This window comes from Microvirga sp. HS2 (genome assembly GCF_055792805.1).
Genome location: NZ_JBVVAJ010000015.1, coordinates 100,547 through 117,645, shown reverse-complemented (window position 1 = coordinate 117,645; position 17,099 = coordinate 100,547). Strand labels below are relative to the sequence as shown.

Below are 17,099 nucleotides of genomic sequence, written 5' to 3'. Positions count from 1 at the left end.
GGAGCCAAGAACCCGATCCCATCTCGAACTCGGCCGTTAAACTCCTCAGCGCCGATGGTACTGTGTCTCAAGACCCGGGAGAGTAGGTCATTGCCGGGCCTGCCAAGGACAAACGCCTCTTTACACTCTCAAACCACACGCACGCCGCGGCGCTTCTTGAAACAAGAGCGCCGCGTTCGTGTTGGCGCCGCGATCGCCCGCGATCACAGGCCCACCGGAAGAGGGTCCGCGCCCCGGACCCCGCACCCTTGGGGGTCCGCCAGCGGACCTCGCACCCTTGACGCGGGGTGGAGCAGCCCGGTAGCTCGTCAGGCTCATAACCTGAAGGTCACAGGTTCAAATCCTGTCCCCGCAACCAACGATCCCGAAAACCCTCGAACGGCTCGTCCGTCGAGGGTTTTTGCTCGTCTGGAACCCGCCACGACCGCACCCGACACCGCGCCGCCACGCCCGGATGAAAGGCGAGGGCGGATGACCGTGAGAACCCGGCATTACCGGATGCGAGAGCTGTCGGCCTCACCTGACGTTTCCCGATAGGCGGCTGCCTGGTCGGGAGCCCTTTGCCGGCTCGTCATGAACGACACAACGGCAACTCCCACAATGGCAATGGCACCGACGAGAATTGCCGCGGACAGGGCGATGAACGGCCCGGACGACCACAGATAGGTCGCCGTAAGAATGCCGGAGCCGATCGCAAGAATTCCATAAAGAATGATCAACGTCACCCTCACTATCCGTTAAGCCAAAAAGAGAGCCGACGAACCGGAACTATCATAATGGCAGCAGGGCGGCTAGGACGTGTGCGCCGGGTGAGACATCGTCGCGCCGATCCCGGTGGGGACGGGGAGGGGGACACTCCTCGCAGGGATTGCTTGTAGCGAGCCCGAATGCTCCTGCAGCCGAGGGCTGCATCGTGCTTCCGTCGCTTCGAGACGACTAACCCGAAATATCAGATGACTCCGTTCCATCTCTCACCAGAGAGTGATGCCGGATGGATGCTCCGGGCGCGCGGCGGCGCGGACGTGAGCTCATGTCGCGCGATGCGGGGGAGGCACATGGTGGCATGCGGAACCGAATGCCGATGAGCCCGGGCCAGGGGGGCGGGATTGGCCGGACGCGCCACACCTCGATGGATCTCGCGCTCCGCGTCTTGGTATCCGCAGGTGAGCATGGGTCCATGCCGCCGCTGTGCCGTATCAGCGAGGAAATCCGGTCCCGGAGCGTGAGTGATCCAGTCTTCTTTGTCCTTCGAGCTCCTCATTCGATCGTCAGGGCGTAAAGTCATGACCTGGCGTCTACGCCTCCATATGCTCGACATCACCCTTCGCGCCGCCATGAGGCGGGCGCAGTCCGACGGTGAGCCGAGGAGGCCGGTTCATCTTTTCCTCGCCATCACCGATCACTTCGAACCGCAGGTCCATCGGCCCGGGCAACACATCGCGCGCAAGCGCCTCGAGCAATGGCTCCGGGAATATCCCCGGATCGCGGGGCGCCATCGGGATTACGACGGATACACGCCTGCCCACAGCTTCTTCTATCCATGGGACGAGTACGACGAATGGGAGTTCTCCCGATTGCGGGAACTCTGTGCGGCAGGGTGGGGAGAAATCGAATTCCATCTTCACCATAGCGACGATACCGAGGTGACCCTTCGTCGGAAACTGCGGGAGGGCATCGAGACCTATCGGGCGCATGGTGCGCTCTCGACCTGGCCGAGCGGGCGCCCGGCCTGGGGCTTCATCCATGGCAACTTTGCACTCGCCAATGCGCGCTGCGAGGAAGGCGTCAATTTCTGCGGCGTGAACAATGAACTCGCCATCCTGGAAGAGGAGGGCTGCTACGCCGATTTCACTTTCCCCGCGTGGCAGACCACGGCTCAGCCCCGGCAATTGAACAGCATCTACTATTCGGCGGGCGATCCGAGATGTCCCAAATGCTATGATCGAGGCGTCGCCGCGCAGCATGGGGTTTTGCGAAAATCCGGGCTCGTTCTGATCGAGGGACCTCTCGTGCCGCATCTGAAGCGGGCAAGCGGCGGATTGCTCCGGCCGGGAATGGACGACGGCACCCTGACGGAGAACCACGGCTACAGGCCCGAGCGCTTCGACCGTTGGGTGCAGGCGGGCGTTCACGTGCGGGGGCGGCCCGATTGGCTCTTCATCAAGCTCTCGTGCCATGGCGCAGGAGACGGTGATCGTGATGCCTTGCTGAAGCGTGATCTCGACGCCCTCTTCTCCGATGCCGAGGCGCGCTACAACGACGGCGAGCGTTTCAGGCTGCACTACGTGACGGCCCGCGAGATGTACAACCTCGTCGCCGCGTCGGAGGCCGGGCTGGACGGCGAACCCGGCGAGCTGCGGGATTGGCTGATTCCGGCTCCTGATACGCTTGCGCGCCAAGCCCGCGCTGCGGAGCACGCAGGCTGAGAGTGGACTTGCAGCCTGATCCGGGCCTCTATGGAGAACGCGCGGAGAAAGGCGGCGCCGCTTCGCCTGCGAGGGCGAGCAAGTGGCGAAGGTAATCCGTATGCAGGCGTGATGCATCTCCGGCGGCGAGCGCATGCCTGTGTCCCGCGTCTGCGAGCTGTCGCCGCAGGTCCGGGGAATTGTCCAGACGGAGGATCGCCTTTCGCAAGGCGTCCGGATCTCCCGGCGGGACGATCAGAGCGTTGGTTTCGTCGAGGAGACCGACGGTGCTCGCTCCCTCCGAAATGATCAGGGGCTTTCGCAAGGCCATCGCCGTCAGATAGGTGCTGATGCCCGAGGGACTGATGCTCCGGGGGTGGATCGGAAGGATGACGCCCCTCGCCCCGGCGACCCAGTTCAGCCAGGATCGCGGGTCCGAGCTGTGGCGCACGATCCGCACGTTCGAGCCGCTGAAGATCTCCGGGCGAGGCACGACCGGGGGCACGCCTCGCCGGCGCCGCTTCTCGCTATCGCTCTCTCCGCGGCGGCGCAGCTCTTCGTCCTCGGGAACCGTGACGACGATCTTGACGTCCAGGCCATCGACGGCGCGGGCCAATGTCTCCCAGTCGCGGTATGTGACTCCGCCCGACCAGTAATAATCTCCCTCGGAGGGCTCGAGGGTTTTCACCAGGTCCAGATGGTTGGTCTTGAACGGAACATGGATGGTTCGCTCCTGTCTGAGGCGATAGTACTTCTGATAGTCCGAGAAGTCCTTCTGGAGCAGCAGGAACAGATCGACCCGCCGCAGCAGGAGCCGTGTGATGGCCGTCACGATCCGGTCTCGTCGACTGACCGGCCTAGGGAGATTGAGGTCGGCGCAGGCCAGCTTGCACCGCGATCCCCGCATGAGAGAGGCGACCAGGCACCAGCTGAGCAGCTCACGATGCGGGGCTTCGAAGAAGACGATGTCGGAGCGCTTCCAAAGGCGCATGGCGCGACGCCAATAGGCCAAGCGATCCCGCCACGTGCCTTCGGGCGAGACGATGCGGTGGAGGTCGATATGTTCGGCGAGAGGCGATTCGAATGCGACGTTGGATGCGATGCGAGGCTTTCCCTGGAGGCCGCGGTGATCGTGTCTCGTTTCGGGTTCGCTGGTCATCACAACCGCTCCGCCCATTTGCGATCCTGCGCACGATACTGCGCTTAAGATGCGAATTCCACTCGTGGAAACGGCGGCTCCCGGGCACGACGGGGTAACCCGAAGCAGTCGTGAGGCCAGCTGATTATTCCATCGGCTTGCAGAGAAATGGGGCTGGTACGAAGCTTTCTGCGCTCTATCCCTGTGGCAGAGGGATCGCGACGAGGTTCGCCGTGCTGGTTTCTGTCATCATACCGCTCTTCAACAAGGAGCCGCATATCATCCGGTGTCTCGAGTCCGTTGTGTCGCAGACATTCGGCGACTTCGAAGTCATCGTCGTGGACGACGGCTCTACGGACAATGGCGCGACGCTGGCCAGACGTTTTCCCGACGACCGGATGAGAGTGCTGTCCCAAACGAACAGCGGACCCGGACATGCGAGAAACCGTGGAGTGGATGCCGCTCGCGGTGAACTCGTCGCCTTCCTTGATGCCGATGACGAATGGCTTCCCTCGTACTTGTCCGAGAGCGTTCGGCTGCTCACCGCTCATCCCGCGGCTGCGACTGTCTCTTCGGGGTACTTCGAAATGCCGAGCGGGTTGTCGACGGAGAGCATGTGGCTGAGACGGGGAATCCGCTCGGGCCTTCATCGTCTCGAGCCTGGAACGAACCCCATGCTCGCGGTTCACATGCTGGCCTATATGTCGGCGTGGTCGACAGTCGTGAGGATGAGCGCCTTTCGCAAGCACGGCGGTTTCTATGAGAGAAATCGCTGCCTGTACGGAGAGGATGCTTTCCTGTGGCTGAAAGTCCTGCTGAACGAGCCGGTGCTTTTCAACCTGAGCCCAGCGGTTCGGTATCACCGGGACGCATCGGAGCTGAGCGGCAATCTGACCTCTCCACGTCCCGTCGAGCCGTTCCTGAGCGAGCCCGAAGAGATCGAGACATGCTGTCCCGAGGAGCTGAAGCCACTCCTGCGCAAGATTCTGGCGATCCGCGCCTACAAGACCGCCTGCGTGCTGGGATTGTGGGGGCGCCGCCAGCGGGCGGGCGAACTCAGGCGCCGCTTCCGCTCGCCGGGAAGGCATCGCCTGCCGTATTTCTGGAGTTCGTTGGTATGCACGAGCCCGGTCGGAACAACGCTCGGTAAGGTCTTCTACCGGTTGAAGTGATCTCCCCGTGCTCTCCACGATCCGTTTCATGGAGAGCACGGGGGCAGGATTCAGGTCAGACGACGAAGAAATCCGCGTGAGTCAGGGCAAGTCCCTTCGAAAGCGTCGCGAACTGGACCGCGGCTCCGCTGCCGGAACCATCCGCATCGTAGAACAGCTTGCCCGTTCCCTTGTCGTAGATCAGGAAGTCGTTGGCGTCCTTTGCCTTGGTTCCTACAGTGAAGTAGGCCTTGTTCAAGGCTGCCGGATCGCTGGTCGTTCCAGCCTTGCCGAGCTTGGTGAAGGCCGCGTTGTCGAGCCAGATGCTGTCGTCGACGGGATTGAAATCGACGATCTTGTCGATGTTCGTCTTCGCATTCGGCTTGGCGGTGAAGATGAAGGCATCCTTGCCCGCGCCGCCGGTCAGCACATCGTGCCCCGACGAGCCGCTGAGCTTGTCGTCTCCCGATCCACCACTGAGCGTATCATTGCCTAGTCCGCCATAGATCTTGTTGGCGCCGGTATTGCCCTTGATCACGTTGTCGAGCGCGTTGCCCTTCAAGGTGGTCCCGCTCGACCCGGTTGCCGTGAGGTTGATCTCGTCGGCGGCCAGCGTGTAGCTGACGTGAGTGGATACGGTCTTGCTCTTCTCCGGCGTCGGCGTCGGATCCGGGGTTGGCGTTGGCGTCGGATTCGGGGTCGGCGTGGGAGAGCTGACGTTGCCGTCACCCAATGTATAGGCGAGATACTTCAGCGAGCTCGTGTATTGCTCGTTGAACTGCTTGGAACCTTCGAGCCATGCGCCGTTGACGCCGCCGGCGAAGACCTTGTCGCCGCGCTCCTTGTAGGTGGTGTCACCGGTCATCTTGTAGACGAAGCCGAACCCGGCCACGATCATGTTGTTGAGGTCCGGCGCCGGCTCCTTGACCTCGCCCTTGGCGTCGAACTCGACGTAGTTGAACGACTGGCTCTTCTCGTCCCAGGTATGGCTCCAGAGATAGTCGAGCGACTTCTTGATCGCGGTGGGAATGCGCGCATCGGCCTTGTAGGTGGTGTAGTAGTCGATCAGGGTGTCGTTGAGCAGGCCGGCCATGAACGGCACCACCGCGCCGTTCGAGTTCGAGAAGTGCCAGGCGCCGTCGGCGGATTGTGCCGAGAGGATCTTGTCGAGGGTGCCGGTGAGCAGCTGGTCCCAGTTGTGGCCGGCGGCGCTGGGGGCGTCGATCTTCTTGGCGTAGAGGAACGCCTCCAGGGTGCGGGCCTGGATGCGCTGGTCCATTTCGGCTTTCACGTTGCCGACATTGTCGGCGTAGAAGGGCAGGGCGAAGGTGTCGGCGACGCGCCCGACCGCGGTGCGGCTGGCCTGATCGCCGGTGGCGAGATAATGCAGCGCCACCCCGGCGATCTGCGACCAGTGCGCCGAGGTGCCGTAGTCGTTCGCCTCAAGATAGTTCTTCCGGTAATCAACCGCGAGGGCATTCGCCTTGGTGAGATAGGAACTGTCGCCGGTGCGATTGTACCAATTGTAGAAGATCTCAGCGCGATCGTAATAGTTCGCGTTCTCCCAGGAGGAGCCATTCTCGCTCCAGTGCTGGGCTGCAAACTTGGTAAAATTGGATTCGTAGGTGCTGAAAACGCCGCCCTTTGACGTCACGGTGCTGACAGAGATCTTGGGCGCAAGAAGGGACTGAAATGTAGGAGAAGATGTCGTCATTAGGTCTGCCCACAATAAATTGTTTTTGGTGTGTGAATTAATTTATCTTTGCGAAGATTTATTAATTTTGCCGAAACTTGATTTGCTTGCGTCGATAGCTCCTTTCCGTCTGAAGCTGACTAAATGCAATCCGGTACTCGAAATACGCCGAGTTAAACCGACACGGTCCCGTGCGGAAACCGGGCACGTGGGCGTGAAATGTATCGTTCTATTAGAACCAACCAGAACCGGCTGGCTTCAGGAAAAGGGGCTCATGCCGTACTTGCGGCTTGGTGCGCGTCATCTCCCGATATGAGGACATCACTCGCGCCAAACGCCCAAGCTCATGCTCATGGCAGGGCTTTAGAGAAGGGAAATAAGGCAACATAGAGGCCATGGCCGGAGTGACTGATCGCGGCTCGCGCTGGAGCGGATCGCCGAAGTCCTTATTCCTAGCCGTGTTTTTTCTTCCGTCAGACGGCGAATGCGGCTGTGCCTGTTGGACGAGGCATGTCCGAGACGGTTACGCGTAAAAAGTTCCGCCTCTCTCCCAATGCACCGCTGTCTCTTTATTCCCGTTGACCCTGCAGCGGGCGCACTTTGTAATTCTCGGTACTCAAGGCCGGTTTGCGGAAAATAGGGGTGCGCCTCCACAGAGCGCGCTCATGCGGGGAAACGGAGACCGGACGGTGCAACGAACAACCGAACACAAATTGAGAATATAAACCAGGGAATGAACGGGGAACACTGAAACTTTGAGGTAAGTCGAGTGCTTACGAATTTCTCCGCAGATACCAAGCAGGAATATGCCACTCCCGAAAGGGTTTCTCTCACGAAAGCGACAGCAGCGCAGGTCTCGCAGGCCGTCGCTTCGAAGCGCATCTACTGTCATGTCAAAAGAGGAATCGACATCGCGTTCGTCCTGCTTGCAGGACCAGCGGTTCTGGTCGTGATCGCCATCGCTGCGCTGGCTATCCTGTGCAGCATGGGAGGGCCTGTCTTCTATGTTCAGGAGCGGGTCGGATACAAAGGACGCATCTTCCGGATCTGGAAGTTGCGGACGATGAAGTCGGCACCGGAGCAGGCCGGGATCGCGACGGCGGTCAACGACAACAGGATCACGCCGCTCGGACGATTCTTAAGAAGTACCCATCTCGATGAGCTGCCGCAGTTCTGGAACATCCTGTGCGGCGATATGACCCTGATCGGCCCGAGGCCGGAACAGGTTCCCCTCGTTGAGATCTACCGCCGCAGCCTTCCTTGCTACGACCTGAGGCATCTCGTGCGACCTGGGCTCACCGGGTGGGCGCAGGTTCGCTATGGCTATGCGGAAACGGTTCACGATACCCGCCATAAACTGGAATATGATCTCTTCTACCTGATGAACCAGAGTCCTTCCCTGGATCTCTGGATCGCCGCGCTCACCTTCTCGGTTCTATGCGATCCCAGAATGGTTCGCTGACGAGGAACGGCAGGCGCACGGTCTAGGAGCCGCGACGGCAAGGGAGGATCATGAGCGGGTCACGTCACAGATCCATCGTCAATGTGGGGATGACGGGGAGCGTCGCCGTCCTCCGGGCGGGCGAGGGCCTCATCACGGTCGCCTATCTGCTCAAGGTTCTGGGAGCGGAGAATTTCGGAATCTGGGCGCTGATCTCGACGATGGCCGCCTATCTCATGGTCCTCGATCTCGGCATCGTCGGCGCTCTCGGCCGCCTCCTCGCGGGCCATCGGGGCGCCGGCGACATCGAGGGATTCAACAGAACCCTGTCGACCGCCGTGACGCTTCTCACGGGGGCCGGGGCGGTCACGCTGCTCGCCGCCGTCGGCTTGGCCGAGATCTTCCCGCTGATCTTTCATGTCCCCGACCACCAGCTTGCCGATGTCCAGACGGCGCTCATCATCGCGGGCGTGTGGGCCGCTCTCTACTTCCCTACGTCGGTCTTCGACGTCGTCCTGTGGAGCCATGAACGTTTCGATCTCAGCAGCCTCATCGAGATGCCGATCATCGGGCTGCGCCTCAGTCTGATCCTGCTCCTGATCCACGAGGGGTCTCCGCTGTCGCATCTGGCCGCCATCGGGCTGACGGCGAACGTGACGATGGTCTCCCTGCAGGCCGCGTGCGCATGGTGGGTCGAGCCTCGCCTGAGGCCGAAGCCCGGCGTCCTGAACCGCACGGCGCTCAAGGAGCTTTACCCGATCGGCGTCTGGTTCTCCGCGCTCTCCATGGCGCGGTCCATTACCCAGCAGATCGGGCCGACCCTCGTCGGCCACAGTCTCGGCAACCGCGCCGTGGCGACCTTCTCCATCGCGCGGCAGCTCACCACCTACTGCGCCTTGGTGATGCAGTCCCTGACCCAGATCGCGGCGCCGCGAGCGGCGGTCCTGTTTTTCGGGCGGCACGGAGACGAGCAGAAGATCCTGTTCGTCGGAGGCGGACGGGCCGCGGTGGCCCTGGCGCTCTTCTTCGCCGGAGGCTTCCTGAGCCTGGGCGCCCCGTTCATCTCCATCTGGCAGGGCGGGCGTCAGGACGCGGCCTTCGCACCGCTCGTGGTGCTCATGCTGGGCGAGGCCTTTCCCATGGCCCAGGGCGTGACCTACAGCATCCTGACCGCAATGGGTCGGCATCGGACGCTGGCGCGGTTCGCCATCATGGAGGGCGTGTGCACGCTCGGCCTCGCAGCTCTCCTGGTGAGGCCGTTCGGCGTGCTCGGCGTCTGCTGCGCCATTGCGGTTTCGTCGACCGTGTTCCGGGGTTTCTGCCCCTGGCTTCTCGCGTGCAGGCTGCTCGATGTGACACCCTGGGCCTATATCCGCGACGCCATCGCGCTGGTCGCCGTCTGCTGGGGCGGCGCGATCCTCCTCATCGCGATGGCGACGGCCGAGTGGCCGGTTCGCGGATGGGGGTCCCTGATCGGATACGGGGCGCTGTACGCAGCGATTTATCTGCCCGCCTGCGCCTTTCTCCTCCTCGGCCGCGAGGCCCTCGGCCCCGCCAAGAGCCTCATCCACCGCCTGAGGATCTCGTAGGCGAGGCTCTGGCCGTCACTCCGCTGCTTCCCTCGCGAGGTTGGGGGCAGCCGCACCTGTCGTCGAGGACGTCAGCCATTGGTCGAGGACGAGCAGGGCGTACAGCCGCTGGCTGTGATCGCGGGCTCCGGCGACATGCTCGTCCGCGAGTCTGCGAATGCCGTTCGGGTCGAGCAGGCCGATGCTGCGCAGAGCTTCGCTGCCGGCAAGACCTTCGATGCGCGGGCGCAACGCGCTGCGGAACCAGGGCGCCAGGGGGACGGAGAAACCTCTCTTCGGCCGCTCGACCAGCTCGCGCGGCAGGTATCGCAGCAGGAGGTCGCGCAGGATGCGCTTGCCGCCGCGCGCATCGACCAGATACTCGTCCGGCAGCGACAGCCCGAAACGGACGATCTCATGGTCGAGGAGGGGGGCGCGGACCTCGAGCCCATGCGCCATGGAGGCCACGTCGATCTTGGGCATGAGGTCGTCCGCCAGATAGGTCTCGAGGTCCGCGTAGCGCATCCTGCGCAAGAACGTGCCCGAGGCCCGCGCGAAGGCGCTGCGGATCAGCTCCTCCGGGGTCTGCCGGCGTGGTTCCATCCGGCCCTGGCGATCGCGGCGATAGAGGAAGGCCGCTTCCCCCGCTCCGAGGCAGCACCGCAGGGCGGCGAAGCGCGCGCCGAAATCCTCTGCGGCCAGGAAGCCGAGGCCGCGTGCGACGCGCCCGAGCCCCCGTGCGTTTCCGAGCAGGCCCGCGGACGCGGCGGCGGCGGCTCGTACGGCTCCGCGCGGGATCTTGTCCGCGAGGCCTCCCAGGCGGGACGCCGTCGCGTACCATTCGTAGCCGGCGAACCCTTCGTCGCCGCCGTCGCCGCCGAGTGCCACGGTCACATGCCGCCGGGCCAGCCCGGCGAGCGCCCAGGACGGCAGCGCCGAGGAGTCGGCATAGGGTTCGCCGAAATGCGACACGGCGAGCGGGATCAGGTCGGTCAGGTCGCTTTCGAGGCGCAGTACGTGATGGCGTGCGCCAAGATGGCGGGCGACGTCGGCGGCCTGGGCGCTTTCATCGTAGCTGCGCTCCCCGAAGCCGATGGAGAACGTGTCCACCGGACTCGCGCTTTGTTTGACGGCGAGCGCCGTCACGAGGCTGGAATCGATGCCGCCGCTGAGCAGGATTCCGAGCGGCACGTCGCTGCGAAGGCGGATCCTCACCGCCGTCTCCAGAAGCTCTTCGAGCCTGTCGGCGGCCTGTTCATAGGAGCCCTCGAAAGGCTCGTGCTCCTCGGCGATGTCCCAATAGCGCCGCAGCGCGACCGAGTCCCGATCCGATATCATGACGGTCGCGGCGGGCAGCTTGCGGATGCCCTGATAGATCGTGCGCGGCGCGGGGATATAGCCGAGGGTGAGGTATTGATCGAGCGCCTGCGCGTCGATGGCGCGCGTTCCGCCCACGCCCGCGCGCAGGGCTCCGAGAGACGAGGCGAAGTAGAGGCAGCCGTCCTCGACTACGAAGAACAGCGGCTTCTTGCCGATGCGGTCCCGCGCAGCGATGAGAACGCCCTGCTCGTCGTCCCAGGCGACGAAGGCGAACATGCCCCTGAGCGCATCCACGCATCCTTCGCCCTCACGGGCGACGAGGCGCAGGAGAACCTCGGTGTCGGAGGACGTGCGAAAGGTTTCGCCGTCCCGCACCAGGGCGTCGCGGAGCTCCACGTAGTTGTAGATCTCGCCGTTGAAGACGATGCCGCGGTGTCCCGAGACGTCGACCATGGGCTGGCCGCCCCCGGCGATGTCGATGACGGAGAGCCGCCGGTGGGCGAGGCAGGCGCGTCCCGAAGGCGAGATCCAGAATCCCTCGCCGTCGGGCCCCCGATGGGCGAGGAGCCCGGCCATCGTCCTCACCTTGTCCGGATCCGGTCGCTTGTCGTTCGAAAGGGCGATCCCTCCTGCGATGCCGCACATGTCAGGCTTTCCTTCGCATCAGGTCGGCGCCCGTTCCGGCAACCTGCCGGTAGAGCCTCTCATAGGCCCGCACCATCTCCGCCTGGCTGAACTCCGCCAGGACCCGCTGTCGCGCCGCCCGGGCCATGCGCGCCCGAGCGACGGGATCGGCGAGGAGGCGGCCGATCGCCTCTGCCAGTGCCCGGGCGTCTCCGGAGGGCACGAGCGCTCCGCAGCCGCCGGCGAGCAGTTGCGGGGTTCCCCCCACGGCGGTTGCCACCACGGGAGTCCCGCTCGCCATGGCTTCCAGGACGCTGATCGACGTTCCCTCGGAAACGGACGGCAGGACGAAGACGTCGAGGTCGCGGTAGACGTGGGCCGTGTCGGCGAAGGTCCCCGCGAACAGGACGCTGCCGCCCAGCCCCATGGCCTCCACCTGCTCCCGCAGAGTCTCGCGCAACGGGCCATCGCCCACGAGAACGAGCCGGGCCTCGGGAAGTTCGTCCAGCAGCAGCGCCGTCGCTTCGATGAGCAGAGCGGGGTTCTTCACCGGGTCGAGCCGGGCCACGCAGCCGACGAGAGGGACCTCGGGCCCGATGCCGAGGACCTCCCGCAGGATCCCGCTCGGCCCCTGCGGCGCAAAGCGAGACGTGTCGATGCCGTTGACGACCGTGACCACGCGGGAAGCGGGTATCCGCGCCTTATGGACCAGGTGCTCCCGCAGAGGGGCCGATACCGCCGCCACCATGTCCGTGCGCAGGCCGGCCCACCAGCGCAGCGCATCCTCGAACCACGGTTCGTCGAACGCGAAGCCGTGAGCCGTGTGAACGACCGCCGGGACGCCCGCCGCCCTGGCCGCCAGAGCCGATTTGACCCACACCCCGTTATGCGCGTGGACGACGTCGAGCGCGCGCGCGGCGAAATGCTCCCGCAGCCCCGGATGGGGGCGCAGCAGTGGAGCCTTGCCGGGGCAGGGGACGAGCGAGACCGGGATCCCGGTCCGCCGCAGGTCACCTGCGAGCTCCCCCTCGGTTTCGAGGCACGTGACGCCGACCCGGTGCCCCCGCCGCGCCAGGGCCCGGGCGAGGGCGGCCGCCATCATTTCCATTCCTCCGGTCGCCAGGGAGGGCAGGACCATCTCCACGGCGAGGGGAGCGCCCGCCGTCATGAGGCGGCCGTGAGAGGAGGGCCGACAGGGGCCCAGGCGAGCAGATCGGGCCGCATCTCCGCGTACAGCGACAGATGAGCGGCGACCCGCCGTTCCAGCGAAAACCGGCCGATCGCCTCGGCCCGGGCGGCGACGGCGGCGGGCGAACGGCCATGGGTGAGGGCGGCCTCGATCCCCTCGGCCAGCGCGTCGACATCTCCGGGCCGGACCAGCTCGCCGGAGCCGGGAACGGCGAGCACCTCCGGCACGGATCCTGCCGCGGTGGCGACCACGGGCGCATCCGCCCGCATCGCCTCGAGCAGAACGTTCGGCAATCCCTCCCGTCCGGGGCGGGATGGCAGCACGACGGCATCGACCTGGGAATAGAGCGAGGTCACGTTCGCCACCATGCCGAGGAAGTGGACGTGGTCTCCGATGCCGAGGGCGGCCGCCTGCTTTTCGAGCGCCGTCCGTTCCTGTCCGTCGCCGGCGATGACAAGGGACACGGGTCTTCCCCGCGCGCGCAGGCGGGCCACGGCCTCGATCAGGAGATCGAGCCCCTTCTCGGGGCTGAGCCGGGACACGGCGGCGATGAGAGGCTCGCCCTCTCGACGCAAGGGGGCGACCGATACGGGCTCGCCATCGGGCGGGATCGGGAAGGACGCGTTGTGGATCAGCCTGAGCCGTCCTCCGGCATCCGCGAACACGCGGCGATTCTCCTCGGACAGAACGACGAGCCGGTCCGCCTGGCGCAGCAGCACGCCGTCGAGCTGGTTGTAGAGCCGCATCTTCCAGTTCTCCTCCGTGGCGCCGTGGAAGAAGGCGATCCAGGGCAGCCTCAGGCCGGACAGACGCAGCAGGAACAGAAGGGCGGTCAGGCGATAGCCATGGGTCTGCACGATGTCTGGCTGCCACTCGCCGAGGGCGCGCCGGAGGCGGCCGGGAAGCGCGGCGTCCAGAGGGCCGCCATCGGGGATCACCACGTGCGAAACGCCCGCCCGCTCGAGATAGCCGATGAAGGGAGAGGGCGGACGTCCCGTGCGCTGGAACATGAACACCCTGAGATCGACGCCATGGTTCCGCAGAGCCTGGGAAAGCGCCGCGAGCTGACGCCCGGGACCCGACACGATCCACGTGTCCATGACGGCGGCGACGCGCAGGCGGGAAGACACCGGTTCTGCCGGAGCAGGAAAAGTGGATGTCTCATGGGCCATCGTCAATGTCCTCCTCGACTGTCTCAATGGCGAGGGCAGCGAGGGCTGCATCGGCAGGGATGCTCAGGGCCGGGGCGGAATGCGTGTCGGCGGCGTGTCGGTGCGTCGATGTTCAGCATGTCGCCGTCAATGATGTTGCGCGCGGGATGGCCTCGCAAGGCGCAGGGCCGGCAATTGCGAGGTATCTTGCTGTTCCCGCGAGAGAACCTATCTGGCTCGACCATTGTCGGGGAAGCCATGATCGAGCTGATCTTCTGGACGTCCATCGCCCTGATCCTCTATCACCACGTCGGGTATCCGATCGCTGTCCGCGCGCTCGCAGCATGGTGCGGCCGGAGGGCGCCTGTCGTCACGAACGACCCCGGCGTTCCCCCTTCGGTCACGATCATCGTTCCGGCCCACAACGAAGAGGCCGTGATCGCCGACAAGATCCGCAACCTTTCGCAGCTCGACTATCCGCGCGACCGGTTGACGATCGTGCTGGCCCTCGATGGCTGCACCGATGCGACCGCAGCCATTGCGCGCGGCCTTCTGGAGACGGTCGGAAACCTCGATCTGCGCATCGTCGAATATGCGAGCAACATCGGCAAGGTGGCCGTGCTCAACGATCAGATCGGCAAGGCCCATTCCGATCTCGTCGCGCTCAGCGATGCCTCCGCGCTTCTCGAACCGCAGGCCCTTGCCCAGGCCGTGCGTCACTTCGCGAGGCCCTCCGTGGGCGTCGTCTGCCCGACCTACGCGCTCGTCCGTCCCGGCAGCGAGGGAGAGCGGGCGTATTGGTCCTATCAGACGCGCGTGAAGGCGGCCGAAGGCGCGGTCGGCGCTCCGATGGGAGCGCATGGCGCCTTCTATCTCTTCCGTCGGGACCTGTGGGAGCCGCTCCCGCCGGACACGATCAACGACGACTTCGTTCTGCCGATGAAGATCGTGCTGCGCGGATGCGATGCGGTCTACGACGCAGGCATCGTCGCGACGGAACTGGAGACCAGCACCGCACGCCAGGACTTTCGACGGCGGATCCGCATCGGCGCGGGCAATCTCCAGCAGGTTCTGTGTCTTCCCGGCCTTGCCGATCCACGCCGCCCCGGCATCGCCTTCACGTTTCTGTCCGGCAAGGCCTTGCGCGCCTTCATGCCGTTCCTTCTCGTGATCGCCGCCGCCGCGCTTCCGGTTCTCGCGGCGCAGAAGGGAGGCTTCTATCTCATTGCCTGCGCGGGCGAGGCCGTGCTCGTCGGAGCTGCTCTCGCCGGCTATTTCGGAGTACCCAGGACGATGCCTCGCCAGGTTGGATGGGCGGGCTATTTTCTACAGGGGCATGCGGCGGGATTCATCGGAGCGCTGATCCTGCTCTGCGGCCTGCAGGATCAGGCATGGAAGGTGTCCGCTGCAGCCAAGGCCAAGGCGTGAGGGCTCGGACATCACGAACTGATCTGGACGACGATGACGTCTTGGAAGAAACGCGAGATGAGTGACCGCATGCGTTGCCTGCCCCTCTTCACCGTTCTGTTGTGCCTCTCGGCTTCCGCATGGGCTCAGTCGCCGTCAGCGCCGCCCGTATCCGAGCAGGATAGCGTCGATGTGGCGAATGCCGAGAAACTTGCCTTGAGGTTTCCCGGAAATCCGGAGATGAGCGGCGATTACCGGATCGGTGTCGATGGCACGATCTCGATCCCGCTTCTGGGCCGCATCCCGGTCAGGGGCATGTCCTCGGCGCAGCTCGAGGATGCTCTCTCCAAGCGTCTGGAGCAGATGACAGGACGGCCGAATTCCGTCACCGTCGAGGTCGCCGCCTACAGGCCCGTCTTCGTGACCGGCCTCGTGACGCGCTCGGGCGCAGTTCCATGGTATCCCGGCATGACCGTGCTTCAGGCGGTTGCCCTCTCGGGCGGCCTGTTCCGCGCCACCAGCCCCAATGTCGCCGGGCCCGTGGCGGGAGACGCCGAGATGGCGCGGTATCGCCGCGCTGTCGAGGGCCGCAAGCAGGCCCTCGCGGCTCTTGCGCGGCTGCAGGCGGAGCGCGAGGGTTCGACGGATATTCAAATCCCTCAGGCCCTCGCCGCGATCGCGGGGCAGCGCGAGGCGCAGGATCTGATTGCCGGGCAAAAGAACCTGCTGCTCAGCCGGCAGAAGTCATTGTCGAACCAGCTGGCGACCCTCAATCGCGGCATGGAGCTCGCGGCGCAGGAACTGAATGGCCTGCGCGAGCAAAGCAAGCGCGTCGCCGAACAGCTTCAGATGCGGCGCGATGCGCGCGAAAAGCTCGGTGAGTTGCAGCAGCGTGGAATCGTGATCGCGCAGCGCGCCTTCGAGGAGGACATGAAGGTCTCCGAGCTGGAGGAAAAAACAGCGAATGTCGCGGTGGCGACCGCGCGCGTGCAGGCGACGATCGCCGCTATGCAGCGGGACTCCGTCGCCCTCACCGAAGATCGCAAGTCCTCCATCGAGACCGACATCGACCGCCTTCAGAAGGAGGCGGCTCAGCTCGCGGAAGAGGCAGCGGCGGCGCGCCAGTCCTACAACACGATCGCGGGCGCCTCCCTTGAGGCGGAGCGTGGCGACAGAACCGAGATCGTCTACGCGGTGGTGCGCCACGAGGAGAAGGGAGAGACGACCGAGAAGGCAGGGCAATCTACGCCGCTGAGGCCCGGCGACGTGCTGGTCGTTTCTCAGAACTTCAAGGATGGTGAATGACGAAGGGGACGCCCCCGCGAGGAGACAGCATGGACGGTTCCCGCATCAGAGCCGCCGAGGAGACGATCCTCGCGCTGAAACGGGCGGAGGCGCGCACGATCGCCTTCGCCGCTCCCGAACCTGACACCGGCACCAGTGGTTTCGCCGCTCTTGTCGCAAGCGTTCTGGCGCGATCCGGACAGCCGACGCTGCTGATCGACGTCTCGAAGGCCGTGCAGGAATCACCCGTCGAAGGAGCCTGGGTGCCGGGGCAGGAACAGGCGAGAATCAACGTCGCGGCTCCGCAGGCGGACTACGCGCGGCTGACCGTGCAGGCGGGCCCGAACGTCCGTTTCCTCTTCGACAATACGGCATGGTTCAGAAGGGTGCTCGACAACGATCTGGCATCCCACCACTCCATCGTTCTCGACCTCGCTCCCCTGTTCGACAGGCCGGCGGACACGGTGAATCCTTTCGCCGTGGCGGCGGCCTGCGATGCTCTCGTTCTTGTCTGCCGGAGAGGAGGCGTCACGAAAGAGCGGCTCAGGAATGCGGTGGACATGACGCGCGCGACGGGCGGCAGGCCGTTCGGCATCGTCATGACGCAGGGCGGTTATGTGCCTGTCGGGGAAGAGATGGCCCGCACGGTGCGCAAGCTGTTCTTCTTTGCCCCATGGCTTGCGAAGAGGATCGGCCGCAAGGCGGCGGCGAGTGGGATTCTCGGTTGA

13 protein-coding genes, 1 tRNA gene and 1 rRNA gene are annotated in these 17,099 nt (G+C 64.8%); 9 read left to right on the top strand and 6 right to left on the bottom strand.

Annotation, left to right across the window (positions count from 1 at the left end; translation table 11 throughout):
- A 5S ribosomal RNA gene (gene rrf / locus ACS5Q0_RS14900) occupies nucleotides 1-99 on the top strand; the annotation flags it as partial.
- Nucleotides 100-281: 182 nt separating this feature from the next.
- A tRNA-Met gene (locus tag ACS5Q0_RS14895) sits at nucleotides 282-358 on the top strand.
- A 133-nt stretch (nucleotides 359-491) separates the two neighbouring features.
- On the opposite strand, the gene ACS5Q0_RS14890 is transcribed toward ACS5Q0_RS14895, so the two are convergent.
- Nucleotides 492-725 (bottom strand): hypothetical protein, encoded by a 234-nt coding sequence (locus tag ACS5Q0_RS14890; RefSeq protein ID WP_473127434.1) that lies wholly within the window; start codon nucleotides 723-725, stop codon nucleotides 492-494.
- Between the two features lie 558 nt (nucleotides 726-1,283).
- Between ACS5Q0_RS14890 and ACS5Q0_RS14885 the strand changes: the two genes are divergently transcribed.
- Nucleotides 1,284-2,426, top strand: a complete 1,143-nt coding sequence (locus tag ACS5Q0_RS14885; protein ID WP_473127433.1) for a hypothetical protein — start codon at nucleotides 1,284-1,286, stop codon at nucleotides 2,424-2,426.
- Nucleotides 2,427-2,454: 28 nt separating this feature from the next.
- Here ACS5Q0_RS14885 and ACS5Q0_RS14880 read toward each other — a convergent pair whose 3' ends face one another.
- Nucleotides 2,455-3,564, bottom strand: a complete 1,110-nt coding sequence (locus tag ACS5Q0_RS14880) for a glycosyltransferase (RefSeq protein WP_473127432.1) — start codon at nucleotides 3,562-3,564, stop codon at nucleotides 2,455-2,457.
- Nucleotides 3,565-3,776: 212 nt separating this feature from the next.
- Here ACS5Q0_RS14880 and ACS5Q0_RS14875 point away from each other — a divergent pair, with 212 nt between their 5' ends.
- Nucleotides 3,777-4,715, top strand: coding sequence for a glycosyltransferase family 2 protein (locus ACS5Q0_RS14875; protein ID WP_473127431.1), 939 nt, complete (start codon nucleotides 3,777-3,779; stop codon nucleotides 4,713-4,715).
- Between the two features lie 55 nt (nucleotides 4,716-4,770).
- Here ACS5Q0_RS14875 and ACS5Q0_RS14870 read toward each other — a convergent pair whose 3' ends face one another.
- The gene (locus ACS5Q0_RS14870) at nucleotides 4,771-6,348 is read right to left on the bottom strand and encodes a calcium-binding protein (RefSeq protein WP_473127430.1); all 1,578 of its coding nucleotides are present in this window, start codon (nucleotides 6,346-6,348) and stop codon (nucleotides 4,771-4,773) included.
- Nucleotides 6,349-7,156: 808 nt separating this feature from the next.
- Between ACS5Q0_RS14870 and ACS5Q0_RS14865 the strand changes: the two genes are divergently transcribed.
- Complete coding sequence (locus tag ACS5Q0_RS14865) at nucleotides 7,157-7,849, top strand: sugar transferase (protein ID WP_473127429.1); 693 nt, start codon at nucleotides 7,157-7,159, stop codon at nucleotides 7,847-7,849.
- A gap of 50 nt (nucleotides 7,850-7,899) precedes the next feature.
- On the top strand, nucleotides 7,900-9,417 hold the full coding sequence (locus tag ACS5Q0_RS14860) for a lipopolysaccharide biosynthesis protein (RefSeq protein WP_473127428.1): 1,518 nt from the start codon (nucleotides 7,900-7,902) through the stop codon (nucleotides 9,415-9,417).
- A 15-nt stretch (nucleotides 9,418-9,432) separates the two neighbouring features.
- Here the strand turns inward: ACS5Q0_RS14860 and asnB are convergent, their stop codons facing one another.
- From asnB to ACS5Q0_RS14845, 3 genes are read right to left on the bottom strand one after another with little or no spacing between them, the layout of a single operon-like run.
- Nucleotides 9,433-11,361, bottom strand: coding sequence for an asparagine synthase (glutamine-hydrolyzing) (gene asnB, locus ACS5Q0_RS14855; protein ID WP_473127427.1), 1,929 nt, complete (start codon nucleotides 11,359-11,361; stop codon nucleotides 9,433-9,435).
- A 1-nt stretch (nucleotide 11,362) separates the two neighbouring features.
- The gene (locus ACS5Q0_RS14850; protein WP_473127426.1) at nucleotides 11,363-12,508 is read right to left on the bottom strand and encodes a glycosyltransferase; all 1,146 of its coding nucleotides are present in this window, start codon (nucleotides 12,506-12,508) and stop codon (nucleotides 11,363-11,365) included.
- Complete coding sequence (locus ACS5Q0_RS14845; RefSeq protein WP_473127425.1) at nucleotides 12,505-13,701, bottom strand: glycosyltransferase; 1,197 nt, start codon at nucleotides 13,699-13,701, stop codon at nucleotides 12,505-12,507. Before ACS5Q0_RS14845 ends, ACS5Q0_RS14850 begins: the two co-directional genes overlap by 4 nt.
- 237 nt (nucleotides 13,702-13,938) lie before the next feature.
- Here ACS5Q0_RS14845 and ACS5Q0_RS14840 point away from each other — a divergent pair, with 237 nt between their 5' ends.
- Genes ACS5Q0_RS14840 through ACS5Q0_RS14830 form a run of 3 tightly spaced genes read left to right on the top strand, consistent with a single transcriptional unit; the run spans nucleotide 13,939 to nucleotide 17,099 of the window.
- Nucleotides 13,939-15,108, top strand: a complete 1,170-nt coding sequence (locus ACS5Q0_RS14840) for a glycosyltransferase family 2 protein (protein ID WP_473127424.1) — start codon at nucleotides 13,939-13,941, stop codon at nucleotides 15,106-15,108.
- Between the two features lie 57 nt (nucleotides 15,109-15,165).
- Complete coding sequence (locus ACS5Q0_RS14835; RefSeq protein WP_473127423.1) at nucleotides 15,166-16,392, top strand: polysaccharide biosynthesis/export family protein; 1,227 nt, start codon at nucleotides 15,166-15,168, stop codon at nucleotides 16,390-16,392.
- A gap of 29 nt (nucleotides 16,393-16,421) precedes the next feature.
- The gene (locus ACS5Q0_RS14830) at nucleotides 16,422-17,099 is read left to right on the top strand and encodes a P-loop NTPase family protein (RefSeq protein ID WP_473127422.1); all 678 of its coding nucleotides are present in this window, start codon (nucleotides 16,422-16,424) and stop codon (nucleotides 17,097-17,099) included.

Bases quoted from the DNA above. Each gene is read 5' to 3' on its own strand.
- ACS5Q0_RS14860 (WP_473127428.1), top strand. From the start codon at position 7,900: ATGAGCGGGTCACGTCACAGATCCATCGTCAATGTGGGGATGACGGGG.
- ACS5Q0_RS14840 (WP_473127424.1), top strand. From the start codon at position 13,939: ATGATCGAGCTGATCTTCTGGACGTCCATCGCCCTGATCCTCTATCAC.
- ACS5Q0_RS14880 (WP_473127432.1), bottom strand. From the start codon at position 3,564: ATGACCAGCGAACCCGAAACGAGACACGATCACCGCGGCCTCCAGGGA.
- ACS5Q0_RS14845 (WP_473127425.1), bottom strand. From the start codon at position 13,701: ATGGCCCATGAGACATCCACTTTTCCTGCTCCGGCAGAACCGGTGTCT.
- ACS5Q0_RS14835 (WP_473127423.1), top strand. From the start codon at position 15,166: ATGAGTGACCGCATGCGTTGCCTGCCCCTCTTCACCGTTCTGTTGTGC.
- ACS5Q0_RS14830 (WP_473127422.1), top strand. From the start codon at position 16,422: ATGGACGGTTCCCGCATCAGAGCCGCCGAGGAGACGATCCTCGCGCTG.
- ACS5Q0_RS14885 (WP_473127433.1), top strand. From the start codon at position 1,284: ATGACCTGGCGTCTACGCCTCCATATGCTCGACATCACCCTTCGCGCC.
- ACS5Q0_RS14850 (WP_473127426.1), bottom strand. From the start codon at position 12,508: ATGACGGCGGGCGCTCCCCTCGCCGTGGAGATGGTCCTGCCCTCCCTG.
- asnB (WP_473127427.1), bottom strand. From the start codon at position 11,361: ATGTGCGGCATCGCAGGAGGGATCGCCCTTTCGAACGACAAGCGACCG.